Source organism: Cellulomonas sp. P2_B4 (assembly GCF_056404795.1).
Map to the genome: position 1 here is coordinate 44990 of NZ_JBFUDI010000008.1, position 15772 is coordinate 60761.

Here is a 15772-nt window from a genome sequence, read left to right on the forward strand (position 1 = left end):
CGGGGGCTCGTCGGAAGGCTCAGGCGGTCGCAGCCTTCGCAGCCGGAGAGCCGGGCTCGGCCTTCTGCGGCGGCAGGGCCTCCCCGACGTCGACGGCGCGAGGCTTGGCCGGCACAGATGCGGCGCGGAACTCGGCGCGTGGGTCGTGCAGGCTGCCGAGCGCGACGACCTCGCGACGCAGGAGCAGCGCACCGGTCCACCCGGCAGCGATACGGACCTTGCGGTTGAAGGTGGGCATGGCCGCGACGTGGTACGTGCGGTGCAGCACCCAGGCGAAGAAGCCCTTGACCTTGATCCGGCCGAACATCTGCGCGACGCCCTTGTACATGCCGAGCGAGGCGACCGCGCCAACGTTCTTGTGCTTGTACTCGGTGGGCGGTGCAGAGCGCAGGACGCGGGCCAGGTTGTCGCCGAGGTGGTTGCCCTCGCGCAGCGCGTGCTGGGCGTTGGGCGGGCAGAACTGACCGGGGTTGTACAGGTCGGGCACCGCGGCGCAGTCGCCGGCACCGTAGGCGTCCGGGACGACCGTCCCGTCCTCCTGCGTCACCTGCAGGTACGCGTTGCAGATGAGGCGGCCCATCTTGTCCAGCGGCAGGTCCGAGTCCTTGAGGACCGGGTTGGCCTTCACGCCCGCGGTCCACACGATCGTCTCGGCGTCGAACTCCATCTTGTTCGACAGGACGACATGGCCGTCGATGCAGCTGCTCAGGAACGTCGACAGGTGGATCTCGATGGCGCGCTTGCGCAGGACCTCGAGCGTGTACCCGCCCAGCTCCTCGCTGACCTCGGGCAGGATGCGCGGCGAGCCCTCGACCAGGACGAAGCGCAGCTCCTCCTGCTCGATGGCCTTGTAGTACTTCACCGCGGCGCGGGCCATGTCCTCGACCTCGCCGAGCGCCTCGACACCGGCGAACCCGCCGCCGACGAAGACGAACGTGAGCATCCGGCGACGCAGCTCGGGGTCCCAGGTGCTGGCGGCCACGTCGATGCGGTTGAGCACGTGGTTGCGCAGCGCGATGGCCTCTTCGACGTTCTTGAAGCCGATGCCGATCTCCGCGAGCCCGGGGATCGGAAGCGTGCGGGCGACCGACCCGAGGCCGACGACGAGGTGGTCGTAGGTGATCCAGTAGGAGTCGCCCTCCTCGGGCGTGATCTCCACCGTGCGCTCGGCGTGGTTGATCTGGCTGACCTTGCCCTGCAGCACGTCGACGCCCTTGAGGGCGCGGCGGTGCGGGGCGACGACGTTGCGGGGGTCGATGGACCCGGCCGCGGTCTCCGGCAGGAACGGGGCGTACGTCATGTACGGGCGGGGGTCGACGACGACGATCGCGGCCTCGCGCTTGCCGAGGCGCTTGCGCAGCCGGCGGGCCGTGTAGAGGCCGACGGTGCCGCCGCCGAGCACGACGACGCGCGGGACCTTGCGGGGCTTGGGCCTGGCCGCTGGCTCCACGGTGGCCTGGGGGCTGGCGACGTCCGAGGCTGAGGAAGGCATACCTCAACGGTAGCGGCGCCGCTCGTCCGACGCCCTACCTGAGCCGGTGACGATGCGCACAGTGGGCGTCCAGAGACTGTGAGACGGCGCACGTCTGGCGACGTGCGCCGTCCCACGAGGCCTCACGGAGCGGTGACCGGCGGAACGACCGCGTCCGTCGCTGCGGGCGCAGGGGCGGCGCTCGCGCTCGGGGTGGGGACGGTCGTGTCGGCCTCCGTGTCCGCAGCGGTCTCCAGGGCCGGTGCCTTGGCGAACGGTGGCGGCGGGGTCTTCGCCGTAGCTCCGGCACGGAGCTGCCACTCGCCGTTCACGTCGCTCTCGAGGTCCGCCATCGGTGCGCCGCTCAAGGGGAACGCGTTCCACCGCGTGCGACCGTCGGCGTCCGTCCGGCTGAGAAGCTGCCACGTCTCCCGGCCGCCGGGATCCCACACGGGCGCCGAGTCGTAGTAGCTCTCGGTGCGGATCGGGCGACCGAGCTCGTCGAAGAGCTGCACATCCGTCAGTGGGTTGCCCTCGGCGTCGTAGGCGAAGATGTTGCCGACCGGTTCCCCGTCGACGAGGACGCCGTTGGACGGCACCTCCGGGCCGGTCGAGGAAGCGCCTCCGTGGTACGCGTTCTCCCAGCTGTCCGTCTGCATCTGGAGGCCGAACGTGACGGGCAGCACCGTCACGATCGCCAGGAGGTTGGCCACGACCGCCAGCCCGTGCATCGCTCCCGACCGGAACCAGGTGCCGCGACCCCACTGCACGCTCAGGACGACGAGGACCGCGAGGAAGACGAACGCGGGCACCGACTCGGGCAGCCACGACTGGAAGCCCAGGAAGAACATCGCCACCTGGTAGCCCACCCACGCCCGCACGAGCCACCAGAACGGGCGGATCGCGACCAGGAACCCCTCGACCGGCGGCCACCAGCGCTCCTCGCGCAGGTGCCCGAGCAGGCGGAGCAGTGACGCCTTCGGGGCGCCGGCCAGCTCCCGCAGCGGACGGCGCTCCGGGTCCGCCATCGGGAGCAGGCCCGCGGCCGCACGCAGCTCGGCCGCGTACTCCTCGGGCGGCCCGAACTGCTCCAGCACCCCGCGGCCGTGCGCGTTGTGCCGCTCGTCCGCGAGCGCGTCGGCGAGGTCGGCCTCGAGGTCGCCGGTCAGGTCGTCCACCTGGTCCGGCCCGAGGTCGGCCAGGCTGCGGCGCACCGCGGCGGCGTAGCCCGCGACGTCCAGAACCTCGGTGCTGTCCAGGACGCTCATCGCACGACCTCCGTCTCGAGCAGGCGGCCCATCGTGCCTGCGAACTCCTGCCAGTCCTTGCGCTGGGCGTCGAGCATCGCTCGGCCCTGGGCGTTGATGCCGTAGTACTTGCGGTGCGGTCCCTCGTCGCTGGGCACGACGTACGACGTCAGCGCTCCCGACGAGTACAGCCGGCGCAGCGTGCCGTACACCGACGCGTCCCCGACCTCCTCGATGCCCGCCGCCCGCAGGCGTCGCACGACGTCGTACCCGTACCCGTCCTCGTCGCTCACGACGGCGAGCACGGCCAGGTCCAGCACTCCTTTGAGCAGCTGGGTGGTGTCCATGCGACCTCCTCCGGTATCCCCGTGGCCGACGCGCGCGGCGCCGGCGAGATTGGTGCGGGAGCCCCCTCCGAGCTCCCGCAGACGCGACGGTAGTACACACTGCGCACTACCGTCCACGACACGACACCGGCGAGTCGTCCGGAGTCTGTCGGCGTCGGCGAGACCGGCCGTGCGACCTCGTCGGACCGCTCAGCGCGTGGCGACGCTCCAGGCGATGCCGTCGAGGATGTCGTGCTCGGAGGTGACGACGGAGGTCAGCTCTCCCCCGGCCCGCGCGACGTCGTCACGAACCCGGCTGACGACCTCGTGCCAGACCAGCGCGCCGGCACCGATCACGTCGACGCGTCCGGGGTGCATGAACCCGAGCGCCGCCCGCTCCTCGTGGTCGCGGGCCAGGAGGTCGTCGCAGGCCGCGAGCACCTTCTCGACGGGCAGGACCGAGCCGTCGATCGCGTGCGGGTCGTAGGTGGCCAGCCCGAGCGCATGGGCCGTCACGGTCGTGACGGTGCCCGCCAGCCCGACCAGCGTGACCGCCTCGCCGAGCGACACGTGGGTGGACGCCGTGTCGAGGGCCGCGCCGACGTCGCGGCGGGACCGCGCGATCTCGTCGGCGGTCGGTGGGTCGGTGTGCAGGTGCCGCTCGGTCAGCCGCACGCACCCGACGTCCATCGAGTACGCGGCCCGGACCGTGTCGTCGCCCAGGACGAGCTCGGTCGAGCCGCCGCCCAGGTCGACGACGAGGAACGGTCCCGGGTGCTCGCCCGCCAGCACGCCCGTGGCGCCCTTGAAGGACAGCTCGGCCTCCTCGAGGCCCTCGACGACCTCCGGCTCGACACCCAGAGCGTCGTGCACGCCCTTGACGAAGTCCGCGCGGTTCTCGGCGTCCCGGGAGGCCGACGTCGCGACGAACCGGATGGCCTCGACGCCCAGCTCGGTGCAGATGTCGTGGTAGCGCCGGGCCGCGTCGAGCGTCCGCTCGAGGGCCTCCGGGGCGATCCGGCCGGTGCGGTCCACGCCCTGCCCGAGCCGGACCACCTCCATCCGCCGGTCCAGGTCCACCAGCGTGCCGGCGCGCGGATCGACGTCCGCCACCAGCAACCGGATCGAGTTGGTCCCACAGTCGATGGCAGCCACACGCGTCACGCGCACCATCCTCCCACCCACCCCACCCCCGGGGGCGCAGGGAAGCGCAACGTCCGCGCTCGTGGGCGTCATAGGCCACACGAGTGCGGACGTTGCGGACGGGTCAGCAGGTGCAGCGGTCCGGGCGCCACTCGTCGCGGATGAGGGCGAGGACCTCGTCGCCGACGGGGTTCACGCCCGGCCCGGCCGCCAGGGCGTGACCGACGAGCACGTGCAGGCACTTGACGCGGTTGGGCATGCCGCCGGCGGAGATGCCCGCGATCTCCTCGACGTGCCCGAGCTCCTCGCGGTCGGCGAGGTAGGCCTCGTGCGCACGCCGGTAGGCGGCGGCGAGCTCCTCGTCGTCGGCGAGCCGGGCCGTGAGCTCCTTCATGAGCCCCGTGGCCTCGCGGGTGCTCACGGCGGCGACCGCGGGTGGCGACGTCAGGTAGTAGGTCGTGGGGAACGGGGTCCCGTCGTCCAGGCGCGGGGCAGTCCGGACGACGAGCGGGCGACCGCAGACGCACCGGGCCGCGATGCCGACCACGCCGCGGGGCGGTCGGCCGAGCTGCTCGGCGAGCACGGCGATGTCCTGGTCGGTCACGGCATCGAGGAGCACGAGAGAATCCGTTCGGGTCGCGGGGCGCGTCAGCCGCCCGACGGAGGGGCCGACGTCCCATTGTCGCCCGGCGCGGGGGCAGCAGGCGTCGCCGCCGTCTCCGGCGTCGTGGCGGCGGGCGTCTCGCCGGCCACCTGCACCGACTCCCACACGGAGGCGTACCAGGGCAGGGTCGCGCCGGTGTCGAGCGCCGCGGCCGGGCCCTGCTCGGTCGGTGCGGTGTCCGGGACCGTCTCGGGGTCGATCACGCGGAACGCCTTCTCGCCGGGCAGCACGAACGAGAGCCGCCCGCGCGCCTGCGCGGCCACGTAGGCCGGGTCGTTCCAGCGGTCGAGGTCGGCCTGCAGGTCCTCGTTGCGCTTCTGGGCGGCGGCGACCTGCGAGCGCAGCTGGTCCACGTCGGACTTCTGCTTCAGGTAGGAGTGCAGCGTCGGGTAGACGAGCACGAACGCGAGCAGCAGGACGCACGCGAACACCATCGCCCGGACGGTGAACAGGCGCGGGACCTTGAGCTGCACCTTCTCCGCGCGGGCGGTGCCGCGCGGAGGCGTCGGGGTGCCGCGGGAGGCGGGCCGGGTGGCCGCGGGTCGCGACGAGGACGACGGGCCGGTCGACGACGACGGGCGCGAGCTCGTCGACGACGAGGGACGCGGTGCTGCGCTCGACGCGCGGGGCGTCGCCGGACGGGCGGTCGACGACGAACCGGGGGAACCGGTGGACGGGGTCTTCGCCGCAGACGTCCGCGCCGTCGCACGCCGCGGCGGCGCGCTCGGGGACGCCGGGCGTCGAGGGGCAGACATGCGATCGATTCTGCCTCGGCCCGAGCCGCGTCTGCCGGACCCCGCTCCCCACGGGCGCGCCGGGGCTCAGTTGACAGGTGCCGTACCCCGCTGGCTACGGTCAGGGCCGCCGCGCGGGGTGCATCCCGCGCGCAGCCGCCCCGGCGGCCGACCCCCGATGAAGGGCATCTCGTGACCTACGCCGCCGAACCGGTCGTCGCGGCCTACCTGCGCGACCTCGTGCGCTACCTCGGGGACGCCTCGCCGGCCGAGCGCGCCAACGTCCTGGGCGCCGTGGCCGACCAGATCGACGCGTCCGCCGCCACCCTCGGGCGCGCGCCGACGGACGACGACCTGCAGTCCATCGTCGCCAACCTCGGTCCGGCGCCGGAGGTCGCGGCGACCTGGTCGCGCAAGCTGCGGCCGGTGGAGCAGGAGATCGAGCAGCCCGTCCGGAAGCGCTCGATCACCGACCAGCGCGTGGGGGTCGTCCTCGTCGTGCTCGTCGGCATCGGGCTCGGCCTGGTCCTGCCGCTGCTCGGCTGGATCGGCCCGGCGTCGATGCTCTTCCTGTCGGTGCTCGGGTTCATGCGCTCGCGCAACGACGACGAGTCGCACAAGGCCGGCTGGCGGACCACCTACATCGTCGCGCTGCCGGCCCTGATCGTCTCGGCGTTCATCCTGATCGCGGCCCTCATGGCCTCGGCGTCGGACGCCTGAGAGCACCGACGACGAAGGCCGGCCACCGTGAGGTGACCGGCCTTCGTCGTCAAGAAGAACTGAGCGTCAGCCCTTGAAGCGCGGGAAGGCGGAGCGGCCGGCGTAGACGGCGGCGTCGTCCAGCTCCTCCTCGATGCGCAGGAGCTGGTTGTACTTGTTGATGCGCTCGCCGCGGGCGGGGGCCCCGGTCTTGATCTGGCCGGCGTTCGTGGCCACGGACAGGTCCGCGATCGTCGTGTCCTCGGTCTCGCCGGAGCGGTGCGAGGTCATCGTCGTGAAGCCGCTGCGCTGCGCGAGCTCGACGGCGTCCAGCGTCTCGGTGAGCGTGCCGATCTGGTTGAGCTTGACCAGCAGCGAGTTGGCCGACTTGAGCTCGATGCCCTTGCGCAGGCGCTCGGGGTTGGTGACGAACAGGTCGTCGCCGACGATCTGCACCTTGTCGCCGATGGTGGAGACCAGGTGGCTCCAGCCCTCCCACTCGTCCTCGGACAGCGGGTCCTCGATGGAGACCAGCGGGTAGTCCGCCACGAGGGACTCGTAGTAGGCCGACATCTCCTCGTTCGAGAGCGCCTTGCCCTCGAACTGGTAGGCACCGTCCTTGAAGAACTCGGTGGCGGCGACGTCGAGCGCGAGGCCCACGTCGACGCCGGGCGTGAAGCCGGCCTTCTCGATGGCGACCAGGATCAGGTCCAGCGCGTCGCGGTTGCTCGGCAGGTTCGGGGCGAAGCCGCCCTCGTCGCCGAGGCCCGTCGACAGGCCCTTGCTCTTCAGCACGGACTTGAGCGAGTGGTAGATCTCGACGCCGGTGCGCAGGGCCTCGCGGTAGGTCGTCGGGCCGAAGGGCGCGACCATGAACTCCTGGATGTCGACGTTGGAGTCGGCGTGCGACCCACCGTTGAGGATGTTCATCATCGGGACCGGCAGCACGTGCGCGTTGGGGCCGCCGACGTAGCGGAACAGCGGCAGGTTGGCGGAGTCGGCAGCGGCCTTCGCCACGGCGAGCGAGACGCCGAGGATCGCGTTGGCGCCGAGCTTGCCCTTGTTGGCGGTGCCGTCGAGGTCGATCAGCGCGGCGTCGACCAGGCGCTGCTCCGTGGCCTCGAAGCCGATGAGCTCGGGGGCGATCTCGTCGATGACGGCGTTCACGGCCTCCTCGACGCCCTTGCCGAGGTAGCGGGCGGAGTCGCCGTCACGGCGCTCGACGGCCTCGAACGCACCCGTGGAGGCGCCCGACGGGACGGCGGCACGGGCGATGGTGCCGTCGTCGAGGGCAACCTCGACCTCGACAGTGGGGTTGCCGCGCGAGTCCAAGATCTCGCGGGCGCCGACGGCCTCGATGCTGGCCATGGGAGCTCCTTCGACGAGCGGGTGGGTTTACGACCTCACCCTAGTGGGCCGCGGCAGGGGCCCGAGTAGAGACCTTCGACCGTGGACAGTGCCGGTTCACGATCACACCGTGAGCATGATCTGCTCGACCTGGTCCTTGGCGTCCCCGAAGAGCATCGACGTGTTCTCGCGGAAGAACAGCGGGTTCTGGACGCCCGCATACCCGGTGGCCATCGACCTCTTGAAGACGATGACCCGCGCGGCCTTCCACACCTCGAGCACGGGCATGCCGGCGATGGGCGACGAGGGGTCGTCGATAGCCGACGGGTTCACCGTGTCGTTCGCGCCGATGACGAGCACGACGTCCGTCTCGGCCAGGTCGCCGTTGATCTCGTCCATCTCGAGCACGATGTCGTACGGGACGCGCGCCTCCGCGAGCAGCACGTTCATGTGCCCGGGCAGACGGCCCGCCACGGGGTGCACGCCGAACCGCACGTCGATCCCCCGCGCGCGCAGCTTGGCCACCAGCTCGGCGACCGGGTACTGGGCCTTGGCGACGGCCATGCCGTACCCGGGCGTGATCACGACGGTGCGCGCCTCGAGCAGCAGCTCGGCGACGCCCGACGCGGTGATCTCGTGGTGCTCGCCCTGCTCGCCGTCGGAGGCGGCCGCCCCTTCGGACGTGCCGTAGCCGCCCAGGATCACGCTGACGAACGACCGGTTCATCGCCTTGCACATGAACCAGCTCAGGATCGCACCGGAGGACCCGACCAGGGCGCCGGTGACGATCAGCAGGTCGTTGCCGAGCATGAAGCCCGCCGCGGCGGCCGCCCAGCCGGAGTAGGAGTTCAGCATCGAGATGACCACCGGCATGTCGCCGCCGCCGATGGATGCCACCAGGTGCCACCCGAGGAGCAGCGCGACCACCGTCATGAGCAGCAGCGGCAGCACGCCGTGCGTCGCCAGGAACCAGGCGAGCAGGCCGCCGCACGCGAGCACCATGGCGAGGTTGAGCCAGTTGCGCCCAGGCAGGGCCAGCGGCGCCGACCGCAGGCGCGTGGACAGCTTGAGGTACGCGACGATCGAGCCGGTGAACGTCACGGCGCCGATCAGCACCCCGAGGAACACCTCGACCAGGTGGGCGGGGTCGCGCGGCTCGGTGAGGAACGAGTTGTAGCCGACGAGCACGGCGGCGAGGCCGACGAACGAGTGCAGGACCGCGATGAGCTCGGGCATCTGCGTCATCTCGACCCGGCGCGCCTGCCAGGTGCCGATCGTCGCGCCGATCAGGAGCACGACGAGGATCAGGCCTCCGGTGACGGCGACCGACCGCTCGGAGCGCTGCAGGGCGAGCGCGATCGTCGCGACGAGTGCGAACGCCATGCCGACGATCCCGGCGAGGTTGCCGCGTCGCGCGGTCTCCTGCTTCGACAGCCCCGCGAGGCTGAGCACGAACAGGACCGCGGCGAGGAGGTAGACCGCCTGGGCGAGCGAGCCCGGCACCTCAGGCGTCCTTCCGGAACATGCGGATCATGCGGTTGGCGACGAGGAAGCCGCCGAACACGTTGATGCTCGCGACCGACGCGGCGACGACCGCGAGCGCGGTCACCAGCCAGTCGTCGTCGCCGATCTGCAGCAGCGCGCCGACCAGGATGATCCCGGAGATCGCGTTCGTCTGGGCCATCAGCGGCGTGTGCAGCGCGTGGCTCACGTTCGAGATGACGTAGTACCCGACGATCACCGCCAGCACGAAGACGGTGAAGTGGCCGAGGAACGCGGCCGGCGCGAACGAGATGCCGAGCAGCACCAGGACGGCCACGAGCGCGAGGACGACCGAGCGTCGCTGCGCGCGGCGCGGATCCACGGGCGCGGCGACGGGCGGCGGCTCGGGGGGCGGTGCCGCGGAGACCTGGACCGGGGGCGGCGGCCAGAGCACCTCGCCGTCGCGCGTCACGGTCATCCCGCGCTGGACCGGGTCGTCCAGGTCGAGCACCAGCGATCCGTCCTTGGCAGGCGTGAGCAGCTGGAGCAGGTGGACGATGTTGGTGCCGAACAGCTGGGAGGTGTGCTGCGGCATCCGGCTGGTCAGGTCCGTGGCCCCGACGATCGTGACGCCGTTGTCGGTCAGCACCGTCTGCCCCGGGACGGTCAGCTCGCAGTTCCCTCCGCCGGACGCCGCCAGGTCGACGATCACGCTCCCGGCGCGCATCCCGGCGACCATCGCGGCGGTGATCGTCGTCGGCGCGTGCCCGCGGACCAGCGCGGTGGTGATGACGATGTCCGCGTCCGCGCTCTCGGTGGCGTACATCTGCGCCGTGAGCTCCTCCTGCTCGCGGGTCAGGGCGCTCGCGTACCCGTCGGCGCTCACGGCCTGCTGCGCGGCCGCGGCCTGCACGAACGTCGCACCCATCGACTCGATCTGCTCGCCGACCTCGGGCCGGACGTCGAACGCGCGGACCCGGGCGCCCATCGCCCCGGCCGCGCCGATCGCCGCGAGGCCCGCGACGCCCGCGCCGATGACGAACACGCGGGCGGGCGGGGTCTTGCCCGCCGCCGTGACCTGCCCGGTGAACATCCCGCCGTAGACCTGGGCCGCCTCGACGACCGCGCGGTAGCCGGCGACGTTGGACAACGTGCTCAGCACGTCGAGCGCCTGCGCCCGCGACACCCGAGGCACCGCGTCGAGGGCCAGCGCCGTCACGCCCTGCGTCCGCAGCTGCTCGACCAGCTCGGGGCTCGACCCGGGCGAGAGCATCGCGACCAGCGTGGAACCCGGCGTCAGCGCCTGGACCTCGGCGCTCGTCGGTGGGTTGACCTTCGCGACGACGTCGCACCCCCACACGTCGTCGCCGACGACCGCCCCGGCGTCCTCGTAGGCGGCGTCACCGAACGTCGCCCCCTCGCCCGCACCCCGTTGCACGACGACCTCGTAGCCGAGGGCGACCAGCTTCTCCACCGTCCTGGGCGTGGCCGCGACGAGCCGTTCACCGGCCCGACTCTCCGTCGGGATGCCGATCCGCATCTACGCTCCTTCGTCGTCGGGCCGGTCCTGCTCAGGTGGGTCTGGTCTCCTGGTCCCGCAGCGTGCCCTCCCAGGCGGCGGCCGCCTGGCGCAGCGCACCCTCGGCGTCCACGCCGGCCGCGTGCGCCTCGAGCGCGAGCGCGAGCAGCCGGGCACCGAGGTCGTCGCCGGCCGGCGTCGCGACCTCGAGGCCGGCCCGGGCCGCACGGCCCGCGATCTTCTGCGCACGCGCCAGCGCGCCGAGCGCCAGAGGGACTCCGTCGAGCGCGGACTCGCGGGACTTCTCGGCGTTCTTCAGCTTGTCCCACTGCACGTGCAGGTCGGACACGACGGCCGCCTCGTCGAACACGTGCGGGTGCCGGCGCACCAGCTTCGCGACGAGGTCCGCGGCCACGTCGTCGACGTCGAACGGGTCGTCCGGGTCCTCCGCCGCGATGCGCGCGTGGAACACCACCTGCAGCAGCACGTCGCCGAGCTCCTCGCGCAGCCCGGCACGGTCGCCCGTCTCGATCGCCTCGACCAGCTCGTAGGTCTCCTCGAGCGCGTACGGCACCAGCGACTCGTGCGTCTGGTCCGCGTCCCACGGGCAGCCACCGGGCGAGCGCAGGCGGTCCATGACCCGCACGAGCTCGCGCAGCGCGTCGCTCACGCGATCAGGGGGTGGGCGTCGGGGACGGGGACGCCGGCGCGTCGCCGGGCTCGTTCGTCGGGGCGTCCGGGAGCGGCGGCGGGGTCGTCGGCGTGATGATCCACTTCGGCGGCGTCGGGTCGGTGATCTTGTTGTCCTCGCCGAGGGTGCCGAACCGCGGGTTCACCTCGACGTCGAGGTCGGCGACCTTCTTGGTGATGTCCGCGGTCACCTCCTCCTGGCTCGACAGGTTCGAGAGGTTGGTGAAGGCCACGAAGTACCGCGCGATCGCCAGCGACGCGGGGCCGAAGGTCGGGTGCTCGTCCGGCGTCGACTGCTGGACCACCTGGTCGAGGAAGGCCTGCGCGTCCGCGTCGGACGCCGCCACTCCGGCGTCGGCCGCCATCTGCACCACCGTCGGCTCCACGACGAGGACACCGAGCACGGCCGACGGCGAGGCGCCCTGGACGTACGGCTCGAGCTCGTCGAGCGCGGTCTGCAGGTCCGAGGCCGGGATGCTCGTGCCGTCGACGACCGCCGCCGCTCCCGGCTGCCCGGCGCAGGCCGTCAGCAGGGCTGCTGCGCTCGCCACCAGGGCACCCACCATCGCGCGCTTGCGCGCCGTGCCGTGCACCGTCACCAGGACCTCCTGCGTCGTCGCTCGTCGATCGGGGCTCATCGTAGGGCCACCGCCTGGGATTTCAGGCCCGCCGGGACCCGACCGTCGCCGCCGCCGAGACGTCGCCCCGCACGACCGCGTCGATGAACTGCCGGGCCCACATCATGACCTCGCGACCCTGGACCGGCTTGCCGCCGATCCGCGCGGTCATGGGCCACGGCACCAGCACCGTGCGGACGGCCGGCTTGAGCACCGCACCCGGGTAGAGCCGCTTGAGCCGCAGCTGGGACGACTCGGGCAGCTCGACCGGCGCGAACCGCACGAACTTGCCCTGCGCCGTGACGTCGGACAGGCCGGACGCCCGCACGTGCAGACGGAACTCGGCCACCTCGAAGAGGTTGTCGACCGCCGCCGGCACCGGGCCGTACCGGTCGACGAGCTCGGCGCGGACCTCGCCCAGGGCGGTCGCGTCGAGGGCCGCCGCGATCTTGCGGTACGCCTCCAGCCGCAGCCGCTCGTGCGCGATGTAGTCGTGCGGGATGTGCGCGTCCACGGGCAGCTCGATGGTGACGTCGGGGACCTCTTCCTCCGCGTCGCCGCGGAAGCCGGCCACGGCCTCGCCGACCATGCGGATGTAGAGGTCGAAGCCGACGCCCTCGATGTGCCCGGACTGCTCACCGCCCAGCAGGTTGCCGGCGCCGCGGATCTCGAGGTCCTTCATCGCCACCGCCATGCCCGCACCGAGGTCGGTGTTGGCGGCGATCGTCTGCAGCCGGTCGTGCGCCGTCTCGGTGAGCGGCTTCTCGGGCGGGTAGAGGAAGTAGGAGTACGCCCGCTCGCGCCCGCGGCCCACGCGCCCGCGCAGCTGGTGCAGCTGGCTCAGGCCGAGCAGGTCGGCACGCTCGAGGATCAGCGTGTTGGCGTTGGAGATGTCCAGGCCCGTCTCGACGATCGTCGTGCAGACCAGCACGTCGAACCGCTTCTCCCAGAAGTCGACGATCACCTGCTCGAGCTGGTGCTCGTTCATCTTCCCGTGCGCGACGGCCACCCGCGCCTCCGGCACCAGCTCCATGAGCCGCGACGCCGTGCGCTCGATCGAGTCGACCTTGTTGTGCACGTAGAACACCTGGCCCTCGCGCAGCAGCTCGCGCCGGATCGCTGCGGTGATCTGCTTCTCGTCGTACGCGCCGACGAACGTGAGCACCGGGTGCCGCTCCTCGGGCGGCGTGGCCAGGGTCGACATCTCGCGGATGCCCGTGACCGCCATCTCGAGCGTGCGCGGGATCGGGGTCGCGCTCATGCTCAGCACATCCACGTTGGTGCGCAAGGCCTTGAGCGTCTCCTTGTGCTCGACGCCGAACCGCTGCTCCTCGTCGACGACCACGAGGCCGAGGTCCTTGAAGTGCACCTCGCCGGTGATCAGGCGGTGCGTGCCGATGACGACGTCGATCGTCCCGTCGGCCAGCCCCGCGACGACCTCCTTGGACTCCTTGGCGCTCTGGAACCGGCTCAGCGCCTTCACCGTCACCGGGAAGGCGCTGTAGCGCTCCTGGAACGTGTCGAGGTGCTGCTGCACCAGGAGCGTCGTCGGCACCAGCACGGCCACCTGCTTGCCGTCCTGGACGGCCTTGAACGCCGCCCGCACGGCGATCTCGGTCTTGCCGTAGCCGACGTCGCCGCAGACCAGCCGGTCCATCGGGATCGGCTTCTCCATGTCGGCCTTGACCTCGTCGATCGTCGCGGCCTGGTCGGGCGTCTCCACGTAGGCGAACGCGTCCTCGAGCTCGCGCTGCCAGGGCGTGTCCGGGGCGAACGCGTGCCCCTTGGTGGCCATCCGCGCCGAGTACAGCCGGATGAGCTCGGCCGCGATCTCCTTGACGGCCTTCTTGGCGCGGCCCTTCGTCTTGGCCCAGTCGCCGCCGCCCATCTTGGACAGGGTCGGCGACTCGCCGCCGACGTACTTGGTCACCTGGTCGAGCTGGTCGCTGGGCACGAACAGGCGGTCGCCCGGCTGCCCACGCTTGCTGCTCGCGTACTCGATGACGAGGTACTCGCGCGTCGTCGCGGTCTGGCCCGTGCCGATGGTCCGCTGCACGAGCTCGACGAACCGGCCGACGCCGTGCTGCTCGTGCACCACGTGGTCGCCCGGCCGCAGCTGCAGCGGGTCGACGACGTTGCGCCGGCGGCTCGGCATCCGGCGCATGTCGCGCGTGCTCGTGCCGGCGCGGCCGGTCAGGTCCGACTCGGAGAACACCGCCAGGTGCAGCGGCTCGGCCACGAACCCCTGGCCAACCGCCGCAGGCACGACGAGGACCACACCGCCCTCGGGCTCCTCCTCGATCGTCGCGACGAGCCGGGCGGGAACTTCGGCGGCGCGCAGCTGCTCGACCATGCGCTGGGCAGGGCCGTGCCCCTCGGTCGCCAGCACGAGCCGCCAGCCCGCCTGCTGGAGCGTGCGGACGTCCGCGACGGCGCGGTCGACCTCGCCGCGGTACTTCTCCACCTCCCGGGCCTGCAGCACGACCGTCCGCGCGGTGGCGGCGAGGTCGTCGGCCATCCCCGCCAGCTGTGCCGGCGCCTGGTTGCGGGCGGCCGTGTGGCCGGTGCCGGTCGCGCCCTCGTAGAAGGCTGTGTCTTCCTCCGAGGCGGTGCTGACAGCCGCTGCATCCACGTCCAGCGTGAACGGGCTCAGCGTCCACCAGCCCAGCCCGCGCACGGCCGAGAGCGCGCGCACCTCGGCGAACGAGGCGAAGCTCGCGGCAGACAGGTCCAGGGGCGTCGCGGCACCGGCCGCGGCCGACGTCCACGCCGCCTCCAGGAACTCGTGCGTCGTCGCGACGAGGTCGTGCGCCCGCCGACGCACGCGCTCCGGGTCGACCATCACCAGCAGGCTGTCGTCGCGCACGAGGTCGAGCACCGGGACCATCTGGTCCACCAGCACCGGCGCGAGGGACTCCATGCCCTCGACGGCGATCCCCTGCCCGAGCCGGTCGAGCATGTCGGTGGCGCCCGGCAGCTGCGGGATCAGCTCGACCGCCCGCTGCCGGACCGCATCCGTCAGGAGGATCTCCCGGCACGGCGGAGCCCACACCCCGTGCTCGGCCACCTCGAGGCTGCGCTGGTCGGCCACGGAGAACCAGCGGATCTCCTCGACGTCCTCGCCCCACAGCTCGACGCGCAGCGGGTGGTCCTCGGTGGGCGGGAACACGTCGACGATCCCGCCGCGCACCGCGAACTCGCCGCGTCGCTCGACCATGTCCACGCGCGTGTACGCGGCGCCTGCCAGCCGCTCCGCCAGGTCCGCCAGGTCGACGCGGTCGCCGGTGCTGACCGACACCGGCTCGAGGTCGCCCAGGCCGTCGACGACAGGCTGCAGCAGCGCTCGGACGGGGACCACCAGCACCCGGATCGGCCCCGCGTACCCGGCACCCTCGGGGTGCTTCAGGCGGCGGAACACCGCGAGCCGGCGCGCGACCGTGTCGCTGCGCGGCGAGAGCCGCTCGTGCGGCAGCGTCTCCCAGGCCGGCAGGACCGCGACGTCGTCGGAGGGCAGGTAGCAGCGCAGCGCGGACGCGAGCTCGTCGGCGTCCCGGCCGGTCGCGGTGACCACGACCAGCGGACGCTGCCGCGCGAGAGCGGCGAGCAGCGGCGGGCGGACGCCGGCGGGTCCGACGATGTCGAGCTCGCCGCGGGCGCGCACCGAGTCGACCGCCTCGGCGGCGGCGGGATCGGCGAGGAGGGCGGGGAGCAGGCCGCTGAGGTCCATGAGGTCCTTCCGAGGAGCACACGCGAGCGTGTCGCACAGCACGAACGCCCCGGATCCACGAGGACCCGGGGTACGTGCTCAGTCTAGGAGGACGGTCTGACAGGCG

Annotated in this window: 13 protein-coding genes; 1 reads left to right on the forward strand and 12 read right to left on the reverse strand. The window is 72.3% G+C overall.

The window, feature by feature from the left end:
- Nucleotides 1-19: 19 nt before the first annotated feature.
- The 6 genes from AC1DZC_RS14430 to AC1DZC_RS14455 form a co-directional block, all read right to left on the reverse strand.
- Nucleotides 20-1492 carry an NAD(P)/FAD-dependent oxidoreductase gene (locus AC1DZC_RS14430; protein ID WP_477043736.1) on the reverse strand — a complete coding sequence of 491 codons (1473 nt, stop codon included), beginning with the start codon at nucleotides 1490-1492 and terminating at the stop codon, nucleotides 20-22.
- A gap of 122 nt (nucleotides 1493-1614) precedes the next feature.
- A complete protein-coding gene (locus AC1DZC_RS14435) occupies nucleotides 1615-2739 on the reverse strand; it encodes an HAAS signaling domain-containing protein (RefSeq protein ID WP_477043737.1) in 1125 nt (374 codons plus the stop codon).
- On the reverse strand, nucleotides 2736-3065 hold the full coding sequence (locus AC1DZC_RS14440) for a PadR family transcriptional regulator (RefSeq protein WP_477039884.1): 330 nt from the start codon (nucleotides 3063-3065) through the stop codon (nucleotides 2736-2738). Before AC1DZC_RS14440 ends, AC1DZC_RS14435 begins: the two co-directional genes overlap by 4 nt.
- Nucleotides 3066-3254: 189 nt before the next feature.
- Nucleotides 3255-4208, reverse strand: coding sequence for a Ppx/GppA phosphatase family protein (locus tag AC1DZC_RS14445; RefSeq protein WP_477043738.1), 954 nt, complete (start codon nucleotides 4206-4208; stop codon nucleotides 3255-3257).
- A 103-nt stretch (nucleotides 4209-4311) separates the two neighbouring features.
- On the reverse strand, nucleotides 4312-4806 hold the full coding sequence (locus AC1DZC_RS14450) for a DUF501 domain-containing protein (RefSeq protein WP_477043739.1): 495 nt from the start codon (nucleotides 4804-4806) through the stop codon (nucleotides 4312-4314).
- Between the two features lie 29 nt (nucleotides 4807-4835).
- A complete protein-coding gene (locus tag AC1DZC_RS14455) occupies nucleotides 4836-5606 on the reverse strand; it encodes an FtsB family cell division protein (protein ID WP_477043740.1) in 771 nt (256 codons plus the stop codon).
- A gap of 171 nt (nucleotides 5607-5777) precedes the next feature.
- Here AC1DZC_RS14455 and AC1DZC_RS14460 point away from each other — a divergent pair, with 171 nt between their 5' ends.
- Nucleotides 5778-6305: a hypothetical protein gene (locus AC1DZC_RS14460; RefSeq protein ID WP_477043741.1), complete on the forward strand. Its 528-nt coding sequence runs from the start codon at nucleotides 5778-5780 to the stop codon at nucleotides 6303-6305.
- 66 nt (nucleotides 6306-6371) lie between these two features.
- Here the strand turns inward: AC1DZC_RS14460 and eno are convergent, their stop codons facing one another.
- The 6 genes from eno to mfd all read right to left on the reverse strand — a co-directional run bounded on the left by eno (nucleotide 6372) and on the right by mfd (nucleotide 15666).
- Nucleotides 6372-7652 carry a phosphopyruvate hydratase gene (eno, locus tag AC1DZC_RS14465; protein ID WP_477039879.1) on the reverse strand — a complete coding sequence of 427 codons (1281 nt, stop codon included), beginning with the start codon at nucleotides 7650-7652 and terminating at the stop codon, nucleotides 6372-6374.
- A 102-nt stretch (nucleotides 7653-7754) separates the two neighbouring features.
- Nucleotides 7755-9134 (reverse strand): Re/Si-specific NAD(P)(+) transhydrogenase subunit beta, encoded by a 1380-nt coding sequence (pntB, locus tag AC1DZC_RS14470; RefSeq protein WP_477043742.1) that lies wholly within the window; start codon nucleotides 9132-9134, stop codon nucleotides 7755-7757.
- A 1-nt stretch (nucleotide 9135) separates the two neighbouring features.
- Nucleotides 9136-10653: a Re/Si-specific NAD(P)(+) transhydrogenase subunit alpha gene (locus tag AC1DZC_RS14475; protein WP_477043743.1), complete on the reverse strand. Its 1518-nt coding sequence runs from the start codon at nucleotides 10651-10653 to the stop codon at nucleotides 9136-9138.
- 31 nt (nucleotides 10654-10684) lie between these two features.
- Entirely contained in the window at nucleotides 10685-11302 is a 618-nt protein-coding gene (locus AC1DZC_RS14480; protein WP_477043744.1) for a nucleoside triphosphate pyrophosphohydrolase, read from the reverse strand.
- A 4-nt stretch (nucleotides 11303-11306) separates the two neighbouring features.
- Entirely contained in the window at nucleotides 11307-11960 is a 654-nt protein-coding gene (locus AC1DZC_RS14485; protein WP_477039875.1) for a SurA N-terminal domain-containing protein, read from the reverse strand.
- Nucleotides 11961-11982: 22 nt separating this feature from the next.
- A complete protein-coding gene (gene mfd / locus AC1DZC_RS14490) occupies nucleotides 11983-15666 on the reverse strand; it encodes a transcription-repair coupling factor (protein ID WP_477043745.1) in 3684 nt (1227 codons plus the stop codon).
- Nucleotides 15667-15772: the final 106 nt, after the last annotated feature.

What these genes read in the sequence shown, in the direction of transcription:
- AC1DZC_RS14435 (WP_477043737.1), bottom strand. Translation starts at nt 2,739, where the DNA reads ATGAGCGTCCTGGACAGCACCGAGGTTCTGGACGTCGCGGGCTACGCC.
- AC1DZC_RS14430 (WP_477043736.1), bottom strand. Translation starts at nt 1,492, where the DNA reads ATGCCTTCCTCAGCCTCGGACGTCGCCAGCCCCCAGGCCACCGTGGAG.
- mfd (WP_477043745.1), bottom strand. Translation starts at nt 15,666, where the DNA reads ATGGACCTCAGCGGCCTGCTCCCCGCCCTCCTCGCCGATCCCGCCGCC.
- AC1DZC_RS14475 (WP_477043743.1), bottom strand. Translation starts at nt 10,653, where the DNA reads ATGCGGATCGGCATCCCGACGGAGAGTCGGGCCGGTGAACGGCTCGTC.
- AC1DZC_RS14440 (WP_477039884.1), bottom strand. Translation starts at nt 3,065, where the DNA reads ATGGACACCACCCAGCTGCTCAAAGGAGTGCTGGACCTGGCCGTGCTC.
- AC1DZC_RS14455 (WP_477043740.1), bottom strand. Translation starts at nt 5,606, where the DNA reads ATGTCTGCCCCTCGACGCCCGGCGTCCCCGAGCGCGCCGCCGCGGCGT.
- eno (WP_477039879.1), bottom strand. Translation starts at nt 7,652, where the DNA reads ATGGCCAGCATCGAGGCCGTCGGCGCCCGCGAGATCTTGGACTCGCGC.
- AC1DZC_RS14485 (WP_477039875.1), bottom strand. Translation starts at nt 11,960, where the DNA reads ATGAGCCCCGATCGACGAGCGACGACGCAGGAGGTCCTGGTGACGGTG.